The organism is Paraburkholderia bonniea, assembly GCF_009455625.1.
Classification (GTDB): domain Bacteria; phylum Pseudomonadota; class Gammaproteobacteria; order Burkholderiales; family Burkholderiaceae; genus Paraburkholderia; species Paraburkholderia bonniea.
The window spans coordinates 1,445,529-1,468,871 of record NZ_QPEQ01000001.1; the positions used below are offsets into that span (position 1 = coordinate 1,445,529).

The window sequence follows — 23,343 nt, forward strand, 5'->3', positions numbered from 1 at the left end:
GGAGAAAAGAGCGACGTGATGAGGAGGCCCTGCTTCAGGCTGGCGTCGAGTCTAACTGATTTTGCTGCGCTTCTGAGCTCATCCATCTGGCTGACTAGGCCGCTGCAAGGGCCTTTGCTATGCTCGGCGCTTCCTTTTATGTGCGGCCCATGAACTGATCTTTGGCTGCTGGTTTTTTTCGTGGGCTCCATGCTTGAGATCTTCTATTCGAACCGGTATGAAACGCTGCTTGACGCACTGCTTGCAGACCTGAGCCAGGCTTCACCCGGGCCGTGGTCGGCTCAGCCAGTCATTGTGGCGAGCGCGGCAATGCGGCGCAACCTCGAACTGGCGCTGGCTGAGCGCGAAGGTATTTGCGCGAATTTCGAATTCGGCTATCTGGCGCAATGGCTCTGGGCGCGTATTGGCGGTGTGATTCCAGTGCCAGCACAGTCGCCGTTCGCCCCTGACCGGCTGGTGTGGCGCTGCTACCGGCTGCTTGGCGCGGCCGCTGGTGCTGATGACGTTGATGGTGCTGATGAAACCGCCCCCTGGCGCAGCTCGCAACGGCTGCGCAGCTATCTCGATGCGGCGGATGCGCCCATGCGCTATGAACTCGCACGACGTGTCGCCACGGTGTTCGACCACTATCTAACGTACCGTCCCGAATGGCTGCTGCACTGGCAAAAAGGCGGCTCTATCTTTGCTGGAGGCGGTGCGCTCGAAGGCGGCCCGCAACTGGCCGGAGCGGGTGCCGCTGCGCGCGAGGATGAGCGCTGGCAAGCCGCACTGTGGCGCGCATTGCTTGCCGAACTGGCAGGCGATGCCCACGGCACGAGCAAGGGCACGAGCACGGCGCTGCCGCCCGCGTACCGGTTTCTCGCTGAAATCGCCCAGTACGATCTTGATACGCTCGCGCGTGCGCGCTGGCCTGGGTCGGTCAGCATCCTTGCCTTGCCCACCATGCCGCCACTGCATGTGGCGTTGCTGCGCGAGCTCTCGCGCTGGATCGACGTGCGGTTGTATGTCATCAATCCTTGCCGCGAATTCTGGTTCGATATCGTCAGCCAGGGCCGCCTTGAAGCGCTGGATGTCGCGGGGCAACGTGATTTCCAGGAAGTCGGTCATCCGTTGCTCGCGCAATGGGGGCGGCAAACCCAGGCGCAGTTGCACATGCTGCATGAACTGACCGAGCGCACGGCTTCGGTCGAAGCGGCGCATTACACCCCCAATCCCGCGCCCACCTGGCTGGCGGCGATCCAGAACGCAATGCTTGACCTGAGCCCCGAAGATTCCAGCGATGCCCCCGTGCTCGATGCTGGAATCGAAGTCCATGTGTGCCATAGCCTGTCGCGTCAGCTTGAAGTGCTGCACGACCGGCTGCTCGACTGGTTCGAAGCCTACGATGATCTGCAGCCGTCCGACGTGCTGGTCGCGTTTCCTGATCTGGGGGCAGCGAGCCCGCTGATCGACGCGATTTTTGGCGCTGAGCCCGGCGCTGACACCCGGCGTATTCCCTATCGCATCACGGGCCTGCCGCCCTCACAGGCGAACCCTTTGGCCCGTGTGCTGCTCGACTGGCTGGCGCTGGCTGAGTTCGGGGTGAATGCGTCGGCGTTGATCGAATGGCTGCGTGTCGATGCGATTGCCGCGCGTTATGGCATCGACGCGGCCGCCCTTGAAACCGTGCAAGGCTGGTTGCTGGCAGCGGGCGCGCGTCGCGGATTTGCTCCTGCTGTCTCGCTGGACCCAGCGGTGCCACCCGCTCGCCATACTTTCGCGGATGCGCTGATGCGGTTGTTTCTTGGCTACGCGATGCCCGAGGGGGCGGAACCCGTGGCGGGCTGGCTGCCGGTTGATGGCGCGGATGAAGGCTCGGACGCACAACTGCTGGGCTGCCTGACGCGCTTTATCGACGACCTTGAAGCGTTTGCTGCGCATTGCGCCAACGCTCATACACCAGCGGCATGGAGCCAACTGCTGCTGGAAACGCTGACCACCTGTTTCGACGACGGCATCAACTTTGCCGCTGCGCTGGCCGAAGTGCGTGCCGCGATTGATGCGATGGGCGAAGCGATGCACGCAGGTGCCGCCGGGATGCCGCTGCCCGCTGCGGTGGTACGGGCAGCGCTCGCCGAAGCACTGGATGACCCGGCGCGCGGTGGCGTGCCTTGGGGCAGCGTGACGTTTTCATCGCTGACCAGCTTGCGTGGATTGCCTTACCGCATCGTGTGTCTGCTCGGCATGGACGATGGCATGCTGCCCAGCCTCGCACGTGCCGACGAATTCGATCTGATGGCGGCGTTTTCCCGTCCGGGCGACCGGCAACGCCGCGACGACGAGCGCAACCTGTTTCTCGATTTGCTGCTGGCCGCTCGTGACCACCTGTTGCTGGCCTACACCGGCCGCAGTATTCGTGACAACGCCCCGTTACCCCCTGCTGCGCTGGTCGACGAATTGCTCGACCATCTCGGGGCCATCGTCGCAGGCGAGGGGGCTAGCCCCAGCGAGCGTCACGCTGCCCGACAGCGCTTTATCGTTGAGCATCCGTTACAGCCGTTTGCCGCCGATTACTTCAGCGCCGGCGGCGCGTTATTTTCTTACGACCGTGAGCGAGCCAGGCTCGCGGGTCTACTGGCTGATCCGGCGCGAATCCGGTTAGCGCGGCCATTCTTCACTCAGCCTTTGCCTGCCATCAATGCAACGGAACTGGCGTTCGATGATTTGCAGCGCTTCTGGCGTCATCCCGCCCGCGCCTTGCTGCGTGACCGGCTCGGTATCGTGCTGTGGTCGGAGGCGGGCGAGTTGCCTGAGACCGAACCATTTGATCTGGACTATGCAGGCCGTGACGCGCTTGCCAGCCGGCTGTTACCCGTCCTGCTGGAAGCAGGCACGGGGCCCGTTGCCCTGGAACGGGTGCAGCGGCTTGCTGCCGCGAGTCCCGAGCTGCCAGGCGGAGCGACCGGCAAGGTCTGGCAAAGCCGCGAAATCGACGCGCTACACCGGCTGGCGCTCGGTGTGCAGCATGAGATGGCCGGTGGCGTGGAGCGCGTGCCGTTTGTGCTGGAGGTGCGCTCATGCTGGCCTGAGACAGATGGCGTGGCGTTGTTTGGTGAGCATGACGAAGCTTTGCGGGCCGCCGCCCAAGGGCCGGTGCAATTACACGGCACCCTGAATGTGCTGAGTCAGACCGGGCAAATCATCTTCCGCTACGCCAGGCCCACGGCACGCGATTACCTCTTTGCCTGGCTGGCCCATCTCGCGTATTGCGCGGTGCGCCCGGACGGCCCGTGCCGCACGGTTTGGTATGGCCTTGATGAGCGTTTCGAGTTCACGCCGGTTGAGGCCCCACAGCAACAGCTTGCGTCACTTGTCGCGTTGTTTCGCGCGGGGCAGCAATGGCCGCTGGCTTTTTTCCCGAAAAGCGCTTGGGCCAAAATCAACGACGGCGCTTCAGCTGCACGCAGCGTGTGGCTGAGCGACCGGGTACGAGGTGAAGCGGATGATCCCGTGCTCCGGCTGGCGTGGCGCGGCTTGCCCCTCACGCTTGATGACGCGCTCGATGAACCCTTTAGCACCCTGGCGGGAATCGTATTCGAACCGCTTGTGCGTCATCTGCAGGAGGCGTGATGAGCGGCTTGACAGCGGGCTTCATAGCGAGCCAGGCAGCGGGCGCACAGGAACAGGAGCTGGATGTCTTTGCCTGTGCACTCGAAGGCGTGAACCAGATTGAGGCCTCAGCCGGGACAGGCAAGACTTGGAACATTTGCGCGCTCTATGTGCGTTTGCTGCTCGAACAGCGCCTGAATGCTGACCAGATTCTGGTCGTCACCTTCACCAAAGCCGCCACAGCTGAATTGCACGAACGGATTCGCGCCCGTTTGACACAACTGCTACGCGCGCTTGAAACCGGCGCTGACGATGACGATCCGTTTCTCGTCCGCCTCTTCGACACCACGCTCGCGCTGCAAGGCGGGGTTGAGCGCGAGATGGCGCAAAAGCTCGTCCGGCGTGCGCTTGGCACCTTTGACCAGGCGGCGATTCACACCATCCACGCGTTTTGCCAGCGCGCGCTGCAAGAAGCGCCGTTTGCTGCGGCCATGCCATTTGCGTTCGAAATGGACGCTGACGATGCCGCGCTGCGCTTTGAACTAGCAGCGGATTTCTGGCGTGAACAGGTGGAGCCAGTCGCCGCGGCACACCCGGCCTTCGCTGCATGGCTGGTGGCGCGGCGGGCTGGCCCGGCGGCGCTTGATGTGCAATTGGGGCGGCGTTTGAAAAAGCCACTGGCGCAATTGCGCTGGGGCTTCAGTGGCATGCCAGAAACCGTTGGACACGCTGACGCTGAGCCGCAGGCCAGATTTGCCGCATTGCACGCGCTGTGGCTCGCGCAACGGGCTGTGCTGGCCGATCTGCTGGCCGCAGCCGCGGCGAGCCTGAGCCGCACCTCGCATAAACCAGAAGCAGTGAGCGCCGCATTTGCGGCATGGGACGACTACTTTGCCCAGGGCCAGCACGACGAAGCCCCGCCACGGGCAGCGTTGAAGCTGACAGCCAGTGCACTGGCGAAAGCCACCAAAGTGCGCCATGAACCTCCAGAGCATGCTTTTTTCACGCTAGCCGACGAGTTCAGCGCCGCCGTGCTTGCCGCCGATGAGTTGCAGCAACGGCGCTGGCTGACTTTGCTGCAGCGCTGGCTCGAACATGCTCCGACGGAGCTGGCGGCGCGCAAGCGGGCTCGGCGGGTGGTGTCGTTCGATGACTTGCTGTCGAATCTGTTTCATGCGCTCGCGGCGCATCCGTGGCTCGCTAGCGCGTTGCGCGCGCGCTACCCGGCAGCGCTGATTGACGAGTTTCAAGACACCGATCCGCTCCAGTTTTCGATTTTCAACCGCATCTTTGCGCCAGATGGCCCTCTCTTTCTGGTGGGTGATCCGAAGCAGGCCATCTACAGTTTTCGGGCCGCCGATCTGCATACCTATCTTGCGGCGCGTGCGGCAGCGACCATGCGTTACACGCTAGCGCTCAACCAGCGCTCCAGCGCACCGGTCGTCGCGGCCTGCAACCAGATATTCAGCGCTAACCCGGATGGCTTTGTGCTTGAGGGGTTGAAGTACCAGCCGGTGCGTGCCGGGCAGCGGCTACGTGTGCCTCTGTCTGACACGGCTACGGCATGGCCTTTTGCTGCTGAATCCTCCGTCGCACCCGCCGACGGTTTTCGTCTCTGGATGCTGCCTGAAGGCGCAGAGGTCTTAAGCAAACGCGACGCACAGCACGCAGCGAGTACCGCCTGCGCAGCTGAGATCGTGCGTCTGTTGCGCGGCGCACGCGAAGGTACCGTGCGTCTTGGAGAGATGTCGCTGGCACCCGGCAATATCGCGGTGCTGGTACAGACCCATCGCCAGGGCAGCCTGGTGAAAGCGATCCTGGCGCAATGGGGCGTGGGCAGCGTTGAGCTGGCTCAAGCATCTGTCTTTGCCACGCCAGAGGCTGAGCAGATCGAACGCGTGCTCCATGCGATTGAAACCCCGGGCGACTTGCGCCGCCTGCGCTCAGCACTCTCTACCGACTGGATTGGGCTCGACGCGCTGACGCTGTGGCAGCAACAGGCGAGTGAGGCAGCTGCCCCCGTTGCCGCGCTTGAATCTACGTTCGAGGCAGCTCAGGCGCTGGATGCGATGGCCTGGGTCGAACGCTTTTCGCGTTATCGCGCGCTTTGGCGCGAGCGCGGTTTCGCGGTGATGTGGCGCACCCTGCTGCGCGAACTGGGCATCGCGCAGCAACTTGCGGCGGGAGCCGATGGCGAGCGCCGGCTGACCAACGCCAGCCACCTGGCCGAACTGCTGCAAGCCCGCGTCGCGGCGCAGCCCGGGATTGCGCCGACGCTACGCTGGTTCGCCGCGCAACGCGCGCAGGGCGGGGGGGAAGAAGCTCAGTTACGGCTCGAATCTGACCGCAACCTGGTGCAGATCGTGACCGTGCACAAAGCCAAAGGACTGGAATATGCGGTGGTGTTTTGCCCATTTTTGAATGACGGCGCGTTACGCGAGCCACCTGCGTCAGGATTGCCCGACGCCCGCGAATACCACGATGAAACCGGTGCAGCTGTGCTGCATTACGGCTGCGATGACGATCAGGCGGAACGTGCCGCAAACGCCGCCAGGCGAGAGCAGGCCGCTGAACGGGTACGGCTGGCGTATGTCGCGCTGACCCGGGCGGTGTACCGCTGCTACGTGGTGGGCGGGCCCTATCTGATTGCCCGTTCGACCAAAGAATCGCGCCGCAGCGTGCTGAACTGGCTGATGGCAGGAAACGGCTATGCGATTGACGACTGGTTGGCCGAGCCACCCGACGAAAGCACGCTGGCACAACGCTGGCGTGATCTGGCGCATGGTCCGCTGACGCTAGAGGCGTTGCCCATACCTGAGCGCTGCATTCCGCTTGAGCCGCAGCAGGTGGGCAACGGCGCGATCCAGGCGCGCACGAGCCACCGGCTGGTGCGTGAAGCCTGGCGGATGGCGAGTTTTAGCGGAATGATCGCGGCGGGCGCGCGTATGGGACAAGGTGCGGGGCAGAATGCAGGGCCTGCTGCGGTGCCTGGGCTGGCGGACGACAGCCATCCTGACCACGACCAGATTGCGGCGAGCCTGACGTCGGCGCGAGCCTTGGCACCAGCCGCGCTAACGCTGGCAGCCGACGACATCCTCGGGTTCCCACGCGGCCCAGCCGCAGGTGAATGCCTGCACAGGATGTTCGAGCTAGCCGATTTTTCTGACCCGGCAACCTGGCCGGAAGCGATTCAACGTGCGTTGCGGGAGCGGCCTGTCACGGCGTCACCCGCGCTGGCACTCCGTTTGCCGCTGATGATGCAGAGCCTGCTGGCCGATGTTAGTGCGGCCGAGCTAGTGCCGGGCATGCAGCTCAGGCAACTTGACAGCGCCCGCAGGCTCAATGAACTGGCCTTTCTGTTTCCTGCCCGAGCTCTTGATTTCAACGCATTGCGTGCAGGGCTGAGCGTCGCGGGCTACCCCGGCGTAGCACTTGAAGCGGGGATGCTGCGTGGCTTCGTCAAAGGCTTTATCGACATGGTGGTTGAGCACGATGGACGTTTCTGGATCATTGACTGGAAATCCAACCATCTTGGCGAAACAGCCGCCGACTACGCCGCCGCGCCGCTAGATAACGCAATGGCGCAGCACGCATATCACCTGCAAGCGTTGCTCTATACGCTGGCGTTGCATCGCTACCTGAAAATCCGGGTAAGCGGCTATACCTACGAAACCCATCTTGGAGGCTATCTGTATCTGTTTGTGCGAGGGGTGAGGCCGACGTGGCGTGATGCCGATGGAGCGGCGGGAGTGCATGCACGGCGTCCGGATGCCGCGCTGATTACCTGGTTAGACGGCTTGATGGATGGAGTGGCACCATGAGCCCGATTGAACTCTCCGCCGTTCATGACACAGGGCAAGCCGGTATGTCACGCGAGCCACTCGATCCTGGCGTCGCGCTGGCACACGGTTTCGCGCGCCGGATCGGCACCTTGGCACAGCACGCTGGAGCCGCTGCCGCAAGCATCCAGTGGGCTGCTCGTGCCGCCTATGCCATCAGCCGGGCGACTGCCGAGGGGCATGTCTGCCTGCCCGTGCAGGCGCTGGCCGAGCACTACTCCGAGCCGCTTGAGACAGTGCTGGCCGCGCTCTGTGCAAGCGGCATCGCCTGTGACGGCACGGCAGATTCCGCTGGGTTAAACCCCTTGGTGATTGACCGGCAAAAGCGGCTTTACCTCGCCCGTTATTACGACTACGAACGCCGCTTCGCGCGCGCGCTGGTCGAGCATACACAGCACCCGGCTATGGCTGGCGTGAGAGCGGCAGCGCAGACGGATGACGCGCTTGCTTCTCCTGCCTCAACGGACGCGTTACGCGCGAAATTAATACGTTTTTTTGGCGTTGCCGCAGACGACACCCCGGACTGGCAACGTCTTGCTGCCGTGATTGCGTTGTCTGGACCGTTGACGGTCGTAAGTGGCGGGCCAGGAACGGGCAAGACCACCACCGTGGTGGGCGTGCTGGCTTGCTTGCTGGATACCCACGCTGATTTGCGGATCGCACTGTCAGCGCCTACGGGCAAGGCTGCGCAGCGCATGCAAGAGGCACTTGCGGCGCGTGCGGGTGCTTTACCTGAGGAACTTGCCGCACGCTTGCCACGTACCTCCTGGACGCTGCACCGGCTGCTGGGATATCGCCCTGACGGACGGTTTCGTTACCGCAAGGACAATCCACTGCCTTACGACGTGATCGTGGTTGACGAAGCTTCGATGATCGACGTTGCGATGGCAGCGCACCTGCTTGATGCATTGGCTCCGGGCACCCGGCTGGTGCTGCTCGGAGACAAAGATCAACTGGCGGCGGTCGAGGCGGGCGCGGTATTTGCCGAACTCAGCGCCCGGCCGGTTTTTAGCGCACAAGGCATTGCACGTCTTGCCGTCGCGCTCGATATCGAGCCACAACGCATTGTGGCGTCGTTGCCTCAGGAGCGCTCACCGGAGGATGGTGACGAAGGTTTGGCAGACAGGCGTGCGTGGTCGTGGCCGCAAGCGGGCGCAGACGCCGACCTGTTTTGGCCCGATCACGCGGAGCAGGCATTTGCAGCGATGGGCGAGCTAGTTGAGCCACCGAGGGTTGCTACTGCATCTGGCGGGCGAGTTGCAGTTGGTGAGGCTGATGATGGCAACGGCAACACCCCACAGGCACAACTTCAACCCGTAGAAGCGCCACTCGCCGATTGCGTAGTCTGGCTGGAGCGCAATTACCGCTTTGGTCTGGAGTCGCCGATTGGACGACTGTCGTTAGCGATCCGGTGCGGCGCAGTAGATCAAGTTCTGGCGCTGTTGCAGCTTGATTCTGATGACCCAGCCAAGCCAGACGCCGCAGCGTTTTATGAAGACGCTGGCGCTACCCTGGCACCGTCGACCGTGGCTCGCCTCACCAGCGGCTTCACCCTCTACGCCGAAGCGCTGATGCGTGAACTGGCGAGCAGCACACCCGACCCGCAGCCGCTCTTTGACGCGTTGAATCACTTTCGTATCCTGTGCGCCACGCGCGCGGGCCCGCGTGGCGTCGATCAGATCAACCTGCTGATGACCGCGCAGTTGCAGCGGCTCGCCCGCGCGCCGCTCGCGCCTGGCGCGTCCTGGTTTGCTGGCCGGCCGGTGATCGTCACCCGTAATGACGCGGCATTAGGCCTGTTTAATGGCGATACCGGCATAGCTTTGCCGGGAGCGGATGGTGCGCTCAAGGTGTATTTCTGCACCGGCGATAGTGGTTTGCGCGGCCTGTCACCGGCAGCCCTGCCGTCACACGACACCGCATTCGCGTTGACGGTCCACAAATCACAAGGCTCGGAATTCGAGCATGTCGCGCTGATGCTGCCCGCGGTGTTTAACCGGGTGTTATCGCGCGAACTGATCTATACAGCCGTGACGCGCGCGCGTCAGCGCATCGACCTTACCGGCACACGCACCGTGCTGGCCCAGGCCGTGGCGACGCCCACCCGGCGGGATTCAGGGCTGGCGGAACGGATTATGGAAGCGCTGCCATGAGCCAGCATTCCCGCATTCCATTAAACGAAGTCGAACTGACGGCTGTCCGTGCCCAGGGAGCGGGTGGGCAGAACGTGAACAAGGTATCGAGCGCAATTCATCTGCGCTTTGACATCCGGGCCTCATCGTTGCCCGACGTGCTGAAAATGCGTTTGCTCGCTTTGGCCGATCACCGTTTGACCCGAGATGGCGTGGTCGTCATCAAGGCACAGGAGTACCGCACGCAGGAGATGAACCGTGAAGCGGCCCTGGCGCGTCTTGAGGCGTTGGTCGAGAGCGTCAGCGTGGTACGCAAGGCGCGCGTGGCAACTCGGCCAACACGCGCGTCGAACCGGCGCCGGTTAGAGGGCAAGGCCAAGCGTGGAGAAATCAAACTGGCACGGGGGCGGGTGGCGGATTGACCTGGGTGAGCGTGCGGTGAATAAGCGGTGAATCCCCGCCCCGCAAACATGACGCAGAGCTGTCATTCACACACCACTACCGCTGGATCGGTCAACGCATGCCGGTTTTAGCGCGGGTATGCTGCTGTTTTTCGTATGACGGAGTGCAGCATGACGGAAATCGCAGTGGTTGCCATTCTGGTTGCGAAGCCAGGTACAGAAGCGCAGCTACGTCAGGCGCTGGAGGGCATTGTGGCCCCCACTCGCAAGGAGCCTGGCGTGGTGCAGTATGACTTGCACTACGACTTGCACGAGCCGCGCCGGTTTGTCTTTTTTGAGCGTTGGGAAAGCGAAGCAGCGTTGGCTGCGCATGGGCAGTCTGCTCATATTGCCGCGTACCGGCAGGCCTCTGCCGAGTGGATTGAGCAGACCGAAATGCGTGTTTTGGCGAAGATCATATAAAGCGCTGCCCCCCTGCTGCGATGAGGGCTTGGCCAGAACGGCGGAGTAGCAGGGCAGCGGGGATGAGAAGGAATCGATGGGAAGGGTTTAGTGCTCGACTGGCGGCACATCCAGAATGAGGATGATGGTCCAGTCAGCGTCACCTTCGTGATGATATTGCCGCTCAGCGACAATAAAAGGCTGCTGCTTGCCAGCGGGCCCGAGAAACAGGACATCGCCTTCCATGGGCAGACATTCGACGGGAGGTAGTGCAAGGAATGCTTCCTGGCCACCACGTGGCATCAGCTTTTCAATTTTGCGTGAGGCCGACTCGGTCCATTCGATGTCCAGCTGGATATTGCTCATGGGATGCTCCGCGCCAAAGTGCGCATAGGTTTGCAGGTGATTTGGTGCGCGACTTTAGCATATTGCCTGCCGCTTTTTGCCAATAAAAAAGCCGAAGCCGACAAGGTCGGCTTCGGCTTGCATACCCGTATCGCGTTGCGTTGAGTGCTATGCGCTACAGGTTATTTGGTGGCCGGAGCAGCTTTTTTTGCTGCTTTTTTGTGATGCGTTGCTTTGTGGTGGTGCTGGGAAGGCATTTCTGATGTGCTTTCCGCTGCCTGCTGCCGGGATTGCAGTTCTTGTGCGCGTTGCTCGACTGCCGCAGCACGGGCCGGATCCGTACTCATCGTGACACCGCTGTCGGTTTGCGCATAGGCTGCGCCGGCCAATGCAGAGAAGGAAACCAGGACTGCCAGGGACACTTTTTTCATCGTTACCTCCGTTGAGTAGTTATATGGATCAGGCATTGCCTGTCCAATTGGAAAGACCGACCGCCATTTTAGCTAGCAATATCTATCCCATCGGGCACTTTGCGACATATTTGACGTTTGGTTACATTTTGTTGCGGCGTTTTGGAGATTTAGCAACACTAAAGTCGATATTTTTATGCGTTATGATTGAAAAAGTCATGAGTTCGTGTAATGCCGAATGGACTTATTCAACGGATAAGCAGAAAACGTGTGGATAGAACACGTCAGTTGCCACTGGCTTTGTCAAGCCACATTGAGATATGCAGTCAGACACACTGGCTGACGTACGGTTCTTAAGCACGAGATGAAGGCACTGAATCAGCAAAAAATGACATTAAAGTGAATGGGGGCAAGATAAATGGGGTAACGTATCATTTTAGAGATGGCGTGAGGGATTGTTATATCCTTGCTATGTGATGCCATCGGCACTGTACGGCCATGCCGAAAAAATGGGTCGCGGTTGCACTTTTAGAAAGAAGTGAGATGACCAGGTATTCAAACGAAGCTGTACTAGAGGCGCTCAGACGGGCGCAATATCGCCAGGTTCCATGGGCTAGGCGGCCTAACACATTTGAATATTTGCGCGCGCTAGGGTTGATGGAGACGGTCCGGCAACGGACGGTAGCTCCCGCGCCAGGTTTTCATGCCCCGGTGGATATCGCGGTGCTGACTGAGCGGGGCCGTGCAGAATTCGCCCGTCTTGCTCATAACGAGAATTCGCCAGACTGGGAAGACTGCAAAAAAAATGCGTATGTGGTTGCTGAAGCTGGACAGGATGCGCCAGCCGATTTTGAAACCCGGACGTAGTAGTGCAGATAATGAAAGGATTTAGTTAGATAGCGACGGGCGTGTTGGTTGTTATTGGCGGATTTATCCAGTTTTTATCCCAGGTGCTGATATATCGTGGCCTGCTTGATATCTAGCGGCGCGATGGATTTTCTTCGCGCAATATCCCGGCACGTCTTTGCGCATTATCCAGAATGTCGCTGCGTAAATCGCCGCGTGGTGTAGGCGGGGTAAATTCCCGGCCACGTATTTGACTGGGCCGTTGTGCATCGGCAGGAATGTATCGGGGGTGCTGGTCTGATGGCAATGCTTGAGGCTGAGCCAGGCTCAGCGTCATAACTGACGACGTTGCAATGCCACCTGAAAATACTAGTTTCATAGTAATAAAACTCCCACCAGACCGGACGTTGCAGACCTGAATTGCCTGTGACGATAAGCTAATAAGCTAAGCCGATGGGTAATGCCAGCTGTAAATAATCGTAAATAGATGTATCGGCATTAGCGCATATCTAGCCGCAATGCCAGGTAAGCCGGCCAGGTAAGCCGGGAGAGGGTATGAACTGAGCGCGAGCAGGTTGTCCAGGCCGCTCGCCGCATTATCCTGCCTGGGTGCCGGCAGGGCAGTCTGATGCACGTGGACGCATCAAGCCATTTTGGCGGGTGCCCGCCATGATTCAGGATTGGTCCAAAACGCGCCGCGAATGCGGTCGCGGCTGGGCGGTGCCGGAGGTTTGGAGGCGGTAGCGCCGATGCGGCCACGTAACGAAATCTCACGTCCCCCTGTGCCAAGACGCTGGACGATTTCAGCAAGCGTGCCGTCGGTTTGCCATTCGTCGAAACGACGACGGCAAGTGGGCGGTGATGGATAACGGCCTGGCAGCTTGGACCAGCCTTCGCCCGTCGAAAGCACCCACAGCACCGCGTTGACAACTGCCCGGGCTTCTACGCGAGGCCGCCCCCGGCGCTCGTTTCGCGCGGGTTCTGCGCAAAAAAGGGCTTCGACCAGCATCCATTCGTTGTCTTTCAAATCGTCGAACAGCATCATGTTTCACCTCAGCGAAGCTAACTTCAGTACGCCGCCTTACGCCGCGTACTCCTTATGCACCTGACTCCAGATGCCGACAGGGCAAATCTGCAACAGCAAATGGCGGGTAACGATTTGCTTGTGTCATTTGCGCTTGCTGCACCGTAAAGCATGAATCGTGCCAAATTCTGGCAGGTGCTTTCCGGTTCCCCGTGGCATCAAGCTAGCGTGGACGCTAGCCCAAGGCGTATAAGAATCCAAAAAAGCTATCTCGCAAATCAGGACAATCACCAATCCGGTGCAATTCAAGTGTGCAAGGTGCGCGCTGTGCTCGATTACCGAATGAATGACCGCGATAACACGACAAGCATCTTCGACGGGAGTCAAAACTTTACAATGGGCATGAGGTTTTCTCATTGATAAGGAATTTTCATGAATGTGACGCTGCGCCAGTTGCGCATCTTTATTGAAGTAGCGCGCGTGAAAAGCTTTAGTCGGGCTGGCGCTGAAATTGGCCTGTCGCAGTCCGCCGTCAGCCGCTCCATTCTTGAGCTGGAGACGGAGCTTGGGCTTCGGCTGGTGGACCGGGGGCGGCGCGAGGTAGTGCTCACGGACGCCGGTGCCAATTTGGTGGCAAGCGTGACGCGCTTGTTGGCAGAGCTGGATGACGCATTGTTTGAAATTCGTGAAATTGGTGAGCAGCGGCGAGGCCGGGTGATGGTTGCCGCGAGCCCAACCATTGCCTGCCGCTTGATGCCGCAGGTCGTTGCCGCGTGCGGCCAGCAATTTCCTTTTGTGACACTGACGCTGCGCGATGACGTACAAAGTGACGTGGTGCGTCAGGTCAAGTCAGGAGAGGTTGATTTCGGCGTGGTTGTTGGGCCGTTTGCCGCGGATGGCTTATTGAGCATGTCAATCATGAGCGATTCATTTTGTCTGGTGCTGCGCGTCGATCATCCGCTGGCTGCCCGGGCAGAAATCGCCTGGGGCGATCTCGCGGGGCAGCGGCTGGTGATGCTGGGCCATGCGTCAGGTAGCCGGCCGATCATTGATGCTGTTCTGGCCGCCCATGGGGTCAACGCGGAGGTGGTGCAGGAACTGGGCCATTCCGCGACGGTGTTTGCGCTGGTGGAGGCGGGCGTGGGCTTGAGCGTGCTGCCATGGCTGGCGCTTCCGCTGCCTGCAGGCGCTGCGCTGGTTGCCCGCCCGCTGGTGCCACGCGCGGAGCGAACGGTCGAGCTTGTACGGCGTCAGGACCGCTCGTTATCACCCGCTGCACAGGCCGTATGGAGTCTGGTCAGCCAATTGCCGCCGCCAAGCTGAAGTCTGGTGCCGATGAGCGGTCCGGCCCGTTTTATGCCGTGCTTTATCTTGCTTTACGCTTCCGTTTTTTTTGCGTAAGATGGCGCGCAGTCACGCGGTTCCTTTGCGGAACATTGCTGCTTCGTCCGGCTGGGTTTGGCTCGATTTTCTGTTTCGCCACCCCCCGGTGCGTGCTCCCATCAATATGACCGATCAAAATCGGGCGAGCGCGTCTTCAGTTCCCTATCGTCTGTATGATCCGGTTCTTTGACCACAGGGTCGACCAAGCTGCATGAATACTCAAGAGGCGAAGATCGTCCTCGAGACTGCCTTGATCTGTGCGCAGGAGCCTTTAAAGCTCGCTGAGTTGCGTAAGCTTTTCGCTGATGATGTCTCGGCTGACGTCATCCGGACGCTGCTCGAAGACTTAAAGCAGGACTGGGCTGGGCGCGGTGTCGAGCTGGTTGCGCTGGCCTCAGGCTGGCGCTTTCAAAGCAAGCCTGAAATGCGTTTTTATCTGGATCGGTTGCATCCCGAAAAACCACCAAAATACTCACGCGCCGTGCTTGAAACACTGGCAATCATTGCTTACCGCCAGCCGGTGACACGCGGTGATATTGAAGAAATTCGTGGCGTGACCGTCAATACGCAGGTGGTTAAGCAACTTGAAGACCGGAACTGGATTGAAGTCATTGGCCATCGGGATGTGCCCGGGCGTCCGGCGCTGTATGCGACAACACGGCAATTTCTCGATGATCTGGGTCTGAAAGCGCTTGATGGCCTGCCGCCGCTGGATGATCCCTCTGCGCAACTGAATGCTGATCTGCTGGGACAGCACTCGATTGAATTCGCGGAAGCAGAAGCAGTGGCCGAAGCCATGCTGGTATCTGCTGGCACGGTGGGGGCAAGTGCCCTGGAGGCCGCCGATTCTTTGCTGGCGGGTGAGCCGGATGATGAGTCTGCGCAAACGCCAGACCGTCCGGACCACGACGCAGAGCAACCGGTTGATGCTGTTGCGGCTGCAATACCCGCTGAGACAGAGCAGGAACCGCTGGTGTCTGTAACTGGCGAGGTGGCGATCGCCAGGCCCTTATCAGATCCTGAGGCGGCTGCCACGACCGTGTTTGAGCCGGTGGAGGTTACGCATGCCGGGCATGAAGAAAATAGTAACGCTGCTGTGCCAGAGATAGATGCTCTAGCCTCTGGCGATATCCCACCCCGAAATACCTGACATAACTGAACTTTTGCCGCGCCTGCAACGGGCGTGCGCGACCCGACACTTGAGGTTGTTTTGACACATACCCCCGATACTGATTCGTCCGAATCCGAGCGCGCCACGTCGTCTGCGCCGGCTGCTGAAACGCGTAAGCCGCAAGCAGCGGCTGGCGAAAGCGAGCGGTCAGCGCCTAATGCCGATGCGGATGATGCCGAGCGTCCGCGCCGCGGTCTGCGCCGCGGCCCGCGCAGCCTGATTGCGCGCCGTCGCGCAGGCAAGACGAAGAATGTAGACGGTGCCCAGGTGTCATCCCCGTCGCCAGGTGGCGGTATGCCAACTCGGGGCGCGAGTCAGGGGCAGGGCCAAAGTCAGGGTCAGGGACGTTTTTCACGGGGCGATGGGAGTGGCGGTGGTGGTGTAAAGGGGCCGCGGCGAGGTCCAGGTGGTGCCGGGCGTGATGCTGGACGGCCCCCGGCGAGCGCGCGTAGTGATGAGGCGAGTCACGCGGTTGAACCAGATACGATTCCGGATGATCTGTTTTCCTATGTGAGCTCGCCAGCGTTTGATGCGGATAACAGCACGACAGGCGGTGTGCGCGCACCGATGTTGCGCCAGGGCCGTATTCAGCCGCCTAAACGGGTTTTATCGCCGGATGATGATGCGCCGAAGTTGCACAAGGTTCTGGCAGAAGCGGGCATGGGTTCGCGCCGTGAAATGGAAGAGCTGATTGTGGCTGGGCGCGTGTCGGTCAATGGTGAGCCTGCTCATATCGGGCAGCGCATCATGCCGACCGATCAGGTTCGGATCAACGGCAAGCCCGTGAAGCGGAAGCTGCAGAACAAGCCTCCCCGCATTTTGCTGTACCACAAGCCGACTGGCGAAATCGTAAGTCACGCGGATCCAGAGGGGCGTCCGTCGGTATTTGACAAGTTACCGCCGATGAAAACGGCTAAATGGCTCGCGGTTGGGCGTCTCGATTTCAATACGGAAGGATTGTTGTTGCTGACGACCTCGGGTGATCTGGCCAATCGTTTTATGCACCCGCGCTACAGCGTGGAGCGCGAGTATGCGGTGCGCGTCGTTGGCGAACTGACAGAAGGCTCGCGGCAGAAGTTATTGCATGGTGTCGAGCTGGAAGACGGCCCGGCCAACTTTCTGCGCATCCGTGATGGCGGTGGCGAAGGGACTAACCACTGGTATCACGTAGCGCTAGCCGAAGGGCGCAATCGTGAGGTGCGGCGGATGTTCGAGGCAGTTGGGCTGATGGTGAGCCGGCTGATTCGCACGCGTCATGGCCCGATCACCTTGCCGCGCGGACTCAAGCGTGGGCGCTGGGAAGAGCTGGAGGACAATCAGGTCCGCAGTCTGATGGCCTCGGTCGGGCTCAAGGCAACGATTGAAGAAAAGGGCAGCCGCTCTTCAGTGCAGGAGCGCCGGCAGCCAGATCCGATGCAAACCTCGATGGGGTTCATTCATCGTGAACCGGTGTTGATGTCGCATGCCCGTTTTGATTCGCAGTCACGTGGCCAGGGTCAAGGGCCGGGGGCGGGGCGCCGTAATGGTGGCGGTGGTGCGGGCGCTGGCTTCGGTGGTAATGCTTCCGGCTCGGGAATGGGCGGTGGTTATGGCAACCGCGGGGCAAATCGGGGCAGCGGTTTCGCGGGCGGTGATGGCCGTAACGGCGGGCGCGACGTTGATGGCAATCGTGCTGTGCCATCTGGTGGTGCCCGGCGTGCTGGCGGTGCTCCAGGAAATGGCGGAAATAGCCGTGCTCCTGGAAATGGGATGGGTGGTGCGGCTAACCGGACTGGCGGCAATCCGGGCCGGGTGCCTGGCGGCAATAACCCGAATGCAGGCGGAAATCGTGGCGGACCACGCAATCGTGTGCGCGGCCGTTAAGCGCTTGACTGGCTCGCTAGCATAGAGAGCAAATGCCCCGGATTCCTGGCGGCGGTTGGCTTGTTTGAGTCCAGTGCCATTGCCGGAATCTGACGGGTTGGGAGTCGTTGGCGGTAGGGTGCTGTCTGGCGCGATGTCCTGTCGTGCCGGGCCGCTTCCTGTTTGCGTTTGTCCTGAAAAATTGCTACACTCTCGAAGTCGCTGGGCGTCCGTTTAATTCAGGTACTTTATTTATTCAGGTACGGTTTTTAAGTACGATTCAGGTGCAATCACCAGCAACACGATGATGGGCGTTTCGCCCATTTTTTTTTGCTGTTTTGGTTTGGCATCCTGGTGTGCACGGAACGTGTGCCAGCTCGGCGTGCGGCCCGCAAGTGTCCGCAGGCTCGCCGCGCGAATATCTTGTAGGGGCAGCAAAGTGCAACTGACAGAACTAATTGAAACCACAGTCGTAGGCCTCGGTTACGAGCTCGTTGATATCGAGCGCACCGGGCGCGGCATGCTGTGTATTTATATCGACCAGCCGGCCGGTATTGCAATCGAAGATTGCGAGAAAGTAACGCGTCAGCTTCAGCACGTTCTGACAGTCGAAAATATCGATTACGAACGGATGGAAGTGTCGTCCCCCGGCTTGGATCGCCCACTGAAAAAGCTGGCTGACTTCGAGCGTTTTGCGGGTAACGAAGCTGTTATTACATTGAAAAAGCCATTGGACGGGCGTAAATCGTACCGGGGTATTGTGCATGCTCCCAACGGTGACACGATCGGTCTGGAATTCGAAGGGAAGGAAGGCGCCGCGATGCTCGATTTCACGCTCGCGGATATTGATAAAGCACGCCTGATTCCAAAAGTTGACTTTAGGAGCCGCAAACAATGAGTCGCGAAGTGTTGATGCTGGTGGATGCGCTGGCACGCGAGAAGAACGTCGATAAGGACGTGGTTTTTGCCGCCCTTGAAGCGGCTCTCGCTTCGGCTTCCAAAAAACTCTTCGAAGAAGATGCTGATATCCGTGTGCATATCGACCGCGAAAGCGGTGAGCACGAAACTTGGCGCCGCTGGCGCGTGGTGCCGGATGAGGCAGGGTTGCAGATGCCGGATCAGGAAATTCTGCTGTTCGAAGCGGTCGAGCAAAAGCCTGATGCGCAAATCGATGATTTCCTCGAAGAGCCGGTGCCATCCATTGAATTTGGCCGTATTGGTGCGCAAGCAGCCAAGCAGGTCATTTTGCAAAAAGTGCGTGATGCTGAGCGCGAGCAAATCCTGACTGATTTTCTCGAGCGTGGTGAAAACATCATGACCGGGTCGGTCAAGCGGCTCGATAAAGGTAACTTCATCGTTGAATCTGGCCGGGTCGAGGCGCTGCTGCGACGCGATCAGTTGATTCCGAAAGAAAACCTGCGCGTTGGCGACCGGGTGCGTGCTTATATTGCGAAGGTTGACCGGACTGCCCGCGGTCCACAAATCGAATTGTCGCGTACCGCGCCTGAATTTCTGATGCGTCTCTTTGAGATGGAGGTGCCAGAAATTGAGCAGGGCCTGCTCGAAATCAAGGCGGCAGCACGCGATCCTGGTGTGCGGGCCAAAATTGGCGTGGTTGCCTATGACAAGCGGATCGACCCGATCGGCACCTGTGTTGGCATTCGCGGCTCGCGGGTGCAGGCTGTGCGCAATGAGCTGGGTGGCGAAAATGTCGACATCGTGCTATGGTCAGAAGATCCTGCCCAGTTCGTAATCGGCGCGCTCGCGCCGGCCGCCGTTCAGTCGATTGTCGTCGATGAAGAAAAACATTCGATGGACGTCGTTGTGGACGAAACCGAACTGGCCATCGCTATCGGCCGCAGTGGCCAGAACGTGCGTCTGGCAAGCGACCTGACCGGATGGCAGATCAACATCATGACGCCGGACGAATCTGCGCAAAAGCAGAATCAGGAACGCAGTGTCTTGCGCGATCTGTTCATGGCTCGCCTGGATGTCGATGAAGAAGTGGCTGACATTCTGATCGACGAAGGTTTTGCCAGCCTCGAAGAGATTGCCTACGTCCCGCTCAACGAAATGCTTGAAATCGAGGCATTCGATGAAGACACGGTGCATGAGCTGCGTAACCGTTCGCGCGACGCATTGCTGACCATGGCAATTGCAAACGAGGAAAAAGTAGAGAACGCTGTGCTAGACCTGAAGAGTCTTGACGGTGTGAACGATGATTTGCTGGCCCGGTTGGCTGAACATCAGGTTCAGACCCGTGATGATCTGGCTGAGCTGGCAGTTGATGAACTGGTCGAAATGACCGGAATGGAAGAGGAGGCCGCCAAGGTGTTGATTATGAAGGCCCGTGAACACTGGTTTCAGTGAGAAATGATAATGATCCACTGACTTGAACGCGGCCGTCAGGCCGCATGACCCCCGATGCTAACCGCAAGGAATCGGTCCTTGCTCTAAGAGGAATGAATGGCGAGTAACAACGTAGCCCAATTTGCCGCAGAACTGAAAATGCCTGCTGGCGTGCTGCTTGAGCAGCTGCAGGCAGCAGGTGTTCAGAAAGCAAGTGAAGACGACGCCTTGTCCGAGACGGACAAGGCGCGTTTGCTTGATCACTTGCGCAAGTCGCACGGTTCAAATGATGCAGACAAGCGCAAGATCACGCTAACACGTAGGCATACATCGGAGATCAAGCAGTCCGATGCAACAGGCAAGGCTCGCACCATTCAGGTCGAGGTGCGCAAGAAGCGCACCTTCGTCCGCCGTGATGAAACGGCCGAGCAAGGGGCAGAAGCAGTAGAACAACCGGCGGAAGTGTCGGACGATCTCGAGCTGCAGCGGCGTGAAGAGCAGGCCCGTCACGAAGCTGAAGTGCTTGAGAAGCAGGCTCAGGAACTGAAAGAGCGTCAAGAGCGCCTCGAGCGCGAAGAAGCTGAGCGTCAGGCACGCGAACAGGCAGCTGAGGCAGAGCGTCAGCGTCAGGAAGAAGAAGCGCAAAAGCGTGCGGCGGCTGAAGAGCGCGCACGTGAGAAAGTCGCGGTCGAGCAGGCGGCCAGTCCTGCTGCTGATATTGCTGCAGCGTCTGAGAGAGACGAAGAGCGTGCAGCGCAAGAGCGCGCGGCACAACGCGAAGCGGCGAAGAAAGCAGAAGATGCCGCACGTGAAGCTGCGCAGAAAACGCGTGCTGAACAGGAAGAAGTCAGCAAGCGGCGCGCAGCGGCTGAAGCCGAAGCCCGGGCTATCCGGGACATGATGAATACCCCGCGCAAAGCGCAGGTAAAAGCCCCTGAACCTGCGCCGAAGCCTGTTGAACAGGCGGCGGCCAAGGCAGCAGAAGCGAAAGGCACGTTGCATAAACCGGCTCGGCCGGCTGGTGAAACCACCGCCCGTCCAGCGGCTAAAAAAGCGGCTGCAGCACCTGCGCCATCGTCAGCACCTTCTGCTGGCGATAAAAAGAAGGCGGGTGCGGGTAAAGGCGGTTGGCAAGATGATGCGGCAAAGCGCCGTGGTATCAAGACGCGAGGCGACACCAGCGGTGGCGTTGATCGCGGCTGGCGCGGTGGCCCGAAGGGTCGCGGCAAGCACCAGGATACAAGCACCACCTTCCAGGCACCGACCGAACCGATCGTGCGTGAAGTACACGTGCCTGAAACCATTACGGTGGCCGATCTGGCACACAAGATGGCAGTGAAGGCTTCAGAAGTCATCAAGGTGATGATGAAGCTGGGCCAGATGGTGACGATCAACCAGATGCTCGACCAGGAAACGGCGATGATTATCGTCGAAGAACTGGGCCACCATGCTGTGGCAGCGAAGCTGGATGATCCGGAAACAATGCTGGTTGAAGGCGAAGCAACCGATGCTGAAATGTTGCCGCGGCCGCCGGTTGTCACGGTCATGGGTCACGTTGACCACGGTAAAACCTCGCTGCTGGATTACATGCGCCGGGCCAAGGTTGCGGCAGGTGAAGCCGGCGGGATTACACAGCATATTGGCGCTTATCACGTTGAAACCCCGCGTGGCGTGATTACGTTCCTCGACACCCCAGGTCACGAAGCCTTTACGGCAATGCGTGCCCGTGGTGCCAAGGCGACGGATATCGTGATTCTGGTGGTGGCGGCTGACGATGGTGTGATGCCGCAGACCAAGGAAGCCATTGCCCACGCGAAAGCGGGTGGTGTGCCGCTGGTCGTGGCGATCAACAAGATCGACAAGCCCGATGCGAACCTGGATCGGGTGAAGCAGGAACTGGTCGCAGAAGGCGTGGTGCCGGAAGAGTACGGTGGCGATTCGCCGTTTGTCCCGGTCTCTGCAAAAACGGGTGCTGGTATTGATGACCTGCTCGAACAAGTTCTGCTGCAAGCCGAAGTGCTTGAACTGAAGGCACCGGTCGAGGCGTCAGCCAAGGGCCTCGTGATCGAAGCCAAGCTTGATAAGGGTAAGGGTCCGGTAGCAACGATCCTGGTTCAGTCGGGTACGCTCAATCGCGGCGATGTTGTGCTGGCAGGCAGTGCTTATGGCCGCGTGCGTGCCATGCTCGATGAAACAGGCAAGCCGGCCAAATCGGCTGGGCCGTCGATTCCGGTTGAAATTCAGGGGCTGTCCGAAGTTCCGGCCGCAGGCGAAGAAGTCATCGTCATGCCGGACGAGCGCAAAGCACGCGAAATCGCGCTTTTCCGCCAGGGCAAGTTCCGCGATGTCAAGCTGGCCAAGCAGCAGGCAGCCAAGCTCGAAACCATGCTGGAGCAAATGGGTGAAGGCGAGGTGCAATACCTGCCGCTCATCGTCAAGGCAGACGTGCAGGGTTCGCAGGAAGCGCTGGTTCAGGCCTTGCTCAAACTCTCCACCGATGAAGTTCGCGTGCAGGTCGTGCATGGCGCGGTGGGTGGCATTAGCGAAAGCGATGTGAATCTGGCTACAGCGTCCAAGGCGGTCATCATTGGCTTTAACACCCGTGCTGATGCACAGGCGCGTAAGCTGGCCGAAACCAATGGCATCGACATTCGTTACTACAACATCATTTACGACGCAGTAGATGAAGTGAAGGCGGCGATGTCCGGCATGCTGGCACCAGAGAAGCGCGAAATCATAACCGGCATGGTTGAGGTTCGTCAGGTCTTCAAGGTGCCGAAGATTGGTGCTGTCGCGGGTTGTATGGTGACGGACGGCTTCGTCAAACGTTCTTCTTCGGTACGTGTGCTGCGTAATAACGTGGTGATTCATACCGGTGAGCTTGATTCGCTCAAGCGCTTCAAGGACGACGTGAAAGAAGTGCGTCAGGGCTTTGAGTGCGGGATGTCGGTCAAGAACTTTAACGAGATTCAGGAAGGCGACCAGTTCGAAGTGTTCGAGGTCACCGAAGTCGCGCGCTCGCTGTAATTCAGGCGCGATGCTTCAGGAGCGGGGCGGGCGTTTTAAGCCCGCTCCGCTCTTTGTTTTTGTGCTGAGCTGGCATCTTGCGGCCTCAGCCCCTTTTGTTATCAGATTGTCCGGACGACACCGGATCACGGATTCACCATGGCCAAGAAACGTACTTCCCCCAACCGCAATGTGCAAATTGCCGACCAGATTCAACGTGACCTGTCGGAGCTGCTACGCGAGGTTAAAGACCCGCGCATCGGTCTCGTGACGTTTCAAAGTGTCGAGCTGACCCCCGACTATGCGCACGCCAAGGTTTATTTCACGACCTTGACGGGCGACCCGCAGCAAACCCAGGACGCGCTGAATCATGCGGCGGGCCATCTGCACAACCTGTTGTTCAAGCGCTTGCATATCCATACCGTGCCGACGCTGCATTTCCATTTCGACCAGACTATCGAGCGCGCAGTAGAAATGTCGCGCCTGATTGACGAGGCGGTCGCTAATCGTGCGAAAGACGACTGAGCTTGCTCATGTCCATCTTTACTCGCTGGTTCGCCTGTTTT

Annotated in this window: 17 protein-coding genes; 14 read left to right on the forward strand and 3 right to left on the reverse strand. The window is 59.8% G+C overall.

The annotated features are described in order from the left end of the window. Nucleotides 1-189: 189 nt before the first annotated feature. The 5 genes from recC (at nt 190) to GH656_RS06345 (ending at nt 10,422) form a co-directional block, all read left to right on the forward strand. Nucleotides 190-3,609: an exodeoxyribonuclease V subunit gamma gene (gene recC, locus GH656_RS06325; RefSeq protein WP_153075091.1), complete on the forward strand. Its 3,420-nt coding sequence runs from the start codon at nt 190-192 to the stop codon at nt 3,607-3,609. Next, the gene (gene recB / locus GH656_RS06330) at nt 3,609-7,409 is read left to right on the forward strand and encodes an exodeoxyribonuclease V subunit beta (protein WP_153075092.1); all 3,801 of its coding nucleotides are present in this window, start codon (nt 3,609-3,611) and stop codon (nt 7,407-7,409) included. The genes recC and recB overlap by 1 nt, the downstream gene beginning before the upstream one ends. Next, a complete protein-coding gene (locus GH656_RS06335; RefSeq protein ID WP_153075093.1) occupies nt 7,406-9,580 on the forward strand; it encodes an AAA family ATPase in 2,175 nt (724 codons plus the stop codon). Before recB ends, GH656_RS06335 begins: the two co-directional genes overlap by 4 nt. Further along, complete coding sequence (gene arfB / locus GH656_RS06340) at nt 9,577-9,981, forward strand: alternative ribosome rescue aminoacyl-tRNA hydrolase ArfB (protein WP_153075094.1); 405 nt, start codon at nt 9,577-9,579, stop codon at nt 9,979-9,981. The genes GH656_RS06335 and arfB overlap by 4 nt, the downstream gene beginning before the upstream one ends. A 150-nt stretch (nt 9,982-10,131) precedes the next feature. Continuing rightward, complete coding sequence (locus GH656_RS06345; RefSeq protein ID WP_153075095.1) at nt 10,132-10,422, forward strand: putative quinol monooxygenase; 291 nt, start codon at nt 10,132-10,134, stop codon at nt 10,420-10,422. An 87-nt stretch (nt 10,423-10,509) separates the two neighbouring features. On the opposite strand, the gene GH656_RS06350 is transcribed toward GH656_RS06345, so the two are convergent. Continuing rightward, complete coding sequence (locus GH656_RS06350) at nt 10,510-10,767, reverse strand: DNA-binding protein (protein WP_153075096.1); 258 nt, start codon at nt 10,765-10,767, stop codon at nt 10,510-10,512. 3 nt (nt 10,768-10,770) lie between these two features. Between GH656_RS06350 and GH656_RS06355 the strand changes: the two genes are divergently transcribed. Continuing rightward, the gene (locus GH656_RS06355) at nt 10,771-10,911 is read left to right on the forward strand and encodes a hypothetical protein (protein ID WP_153075097.1); all 141 of its coding nucleotides are present in this window, start codon (nt 10,771-10,773) and stop codon (nt 10,909-10,911) included. 17 nt (nt 10,912-10,928) lie between these two features. Here the strand turns inward: GH656_RS06355 and GH656_RS06360 are convergent, their stop codons facing one another. Next, nucleotides 10,929-11,177, reverse strand: a complete 249-nt coding sequence (locus GH656_RS06360; protein ID WP_153075098.1) for a hypothetical protein — start codon at nt 11,175-11,177, stop codon at nt 10,929-10,931. A gap of 522 nt (nt 11,178-11,699) precedes the next feature. Here GH656_RS06360 and GH656_RS06365 point away from each other — a divergent pair. Next, a complete protein-coding gene (locus GH656_RS06365; RefSeq protein ID WP_153075099.1) occupies nt 11,700-12,023 on the forward strand; it encodes a hypothetical protein in 324 nt (107 codons plus the stop codon). 622 nt (nt 12,024-12,645) lie between these two features. On the opposite strand, the gene GH656_RS06370 is transcribed toward GH656_RS06365, so the two are convergent. Further along, nucleotides 12,646-13,047 carry a transposase gene (locus GH656_RS06370; protein WP_153075100.1) on the reverse strand — a complete coding sequence of 134 codons (402 nt, stop codon included), beginning with the start codon at nt 13,045-13,047 and terminating at the stop codon, nt 12,646-12,648. Nucleotides 13,048-13,458: 411 nt separating this feature from the next. Between GH656_RS06370 and GH656_RS06375 the strand changes: the two genes are divergently transcribed. The 7 genes from GH656_RS06375 to rbfA all read left to right on the forward strand — a co-directional run bounded on the left by GH656_RS06375 (nt 13,459) and on the right by rbfA (nt 23,302). Beyond that, nucleotides 13,459-14,349, forward strand: coding sequence for a LysR family transcriptional regulator (locus GH656_RS06375; RefSeq protein WP_153075101.1), 891 nt, complete (start codon nt 13,459-13,461; stop codon nt 14,347-14,349). A gap of 271 nt (nt 14,350-14,620) precedes the next feature. Then, nucleotides 14,621-15,559, forward strand: coding sequence for an SMC-Scp complex subunit ScpB (gene scpB, locus GH656_RS18035; RefSeq protein ID WP_246184217.1), 939 nt, complete (start codon nt 14,621-14,623; stop codon nt 15,557-15,559). 60 nt (nt 15,560-15,619) lie between these two features. Next, a complete protein-coding gene (gene rluB, locus GH656_RS06385; protein ID WP_153076584.1) occupies nt 15,620-17,443 on the forward strand; it encodes a 23S rRNA pseudouridine(2605) synthase RluB in 1,824 nt (607 codons plus the stop codon). A gap of 418 nt (nt 17,444-17,861) precedes the next feature. After that, nucleotides 17,862-18,320 (forward strand): ribosome maturation factor RimP, encoded by a 459-nt coding sequence (rimP, locus tag GH656_RS06390; protein ID WP_153075102.1) that lies wholly within the window; start codon nt 17,862-17,864, stop codon nt 18,318-18,320. Beyond that, on the forward strand, nt 18,317-19,792 hold the full coding sequence (gene nusA / locus GH656_RS06395; protein WP_153075103.1) for a transcription termination factor NusA: 1,476 nt from the start codon (nt 18,317-18,319) through the stop codon (nt 19,790-19,792). The genes rimP and nusA overlap by 4 nt, the downstream gene beginning before the upstream one ends. Before the next feature lie 96 nt (nt 19,793-19,888). After that, on the forward strand, nt 19,889-22,798 hold the full coding sequence (infB, locus tag GH656_RS06400) for a translation initiation factor IF-2 (protein WP_153075104.1): 2,910 nt from the start codon (nt 19,889-19,891) through the stop codon (nt 22,796-22,798). Nucleotides 22,799-22,936: 138 nt separating this feature from the next. Next, complete coding sequence (rbfA, locus tag GH656_RS06405; protein ID WP_153075105.1) at nt 22,937-23,302, forward strand: 30S ribosome-binding factor RbfA; 366 nt, start codon at nt 22,937-22,939, stop codon at nt 23,300-23,302. Nucleotides 23,303-23,343: the final 41 nt, after the last annotated feature.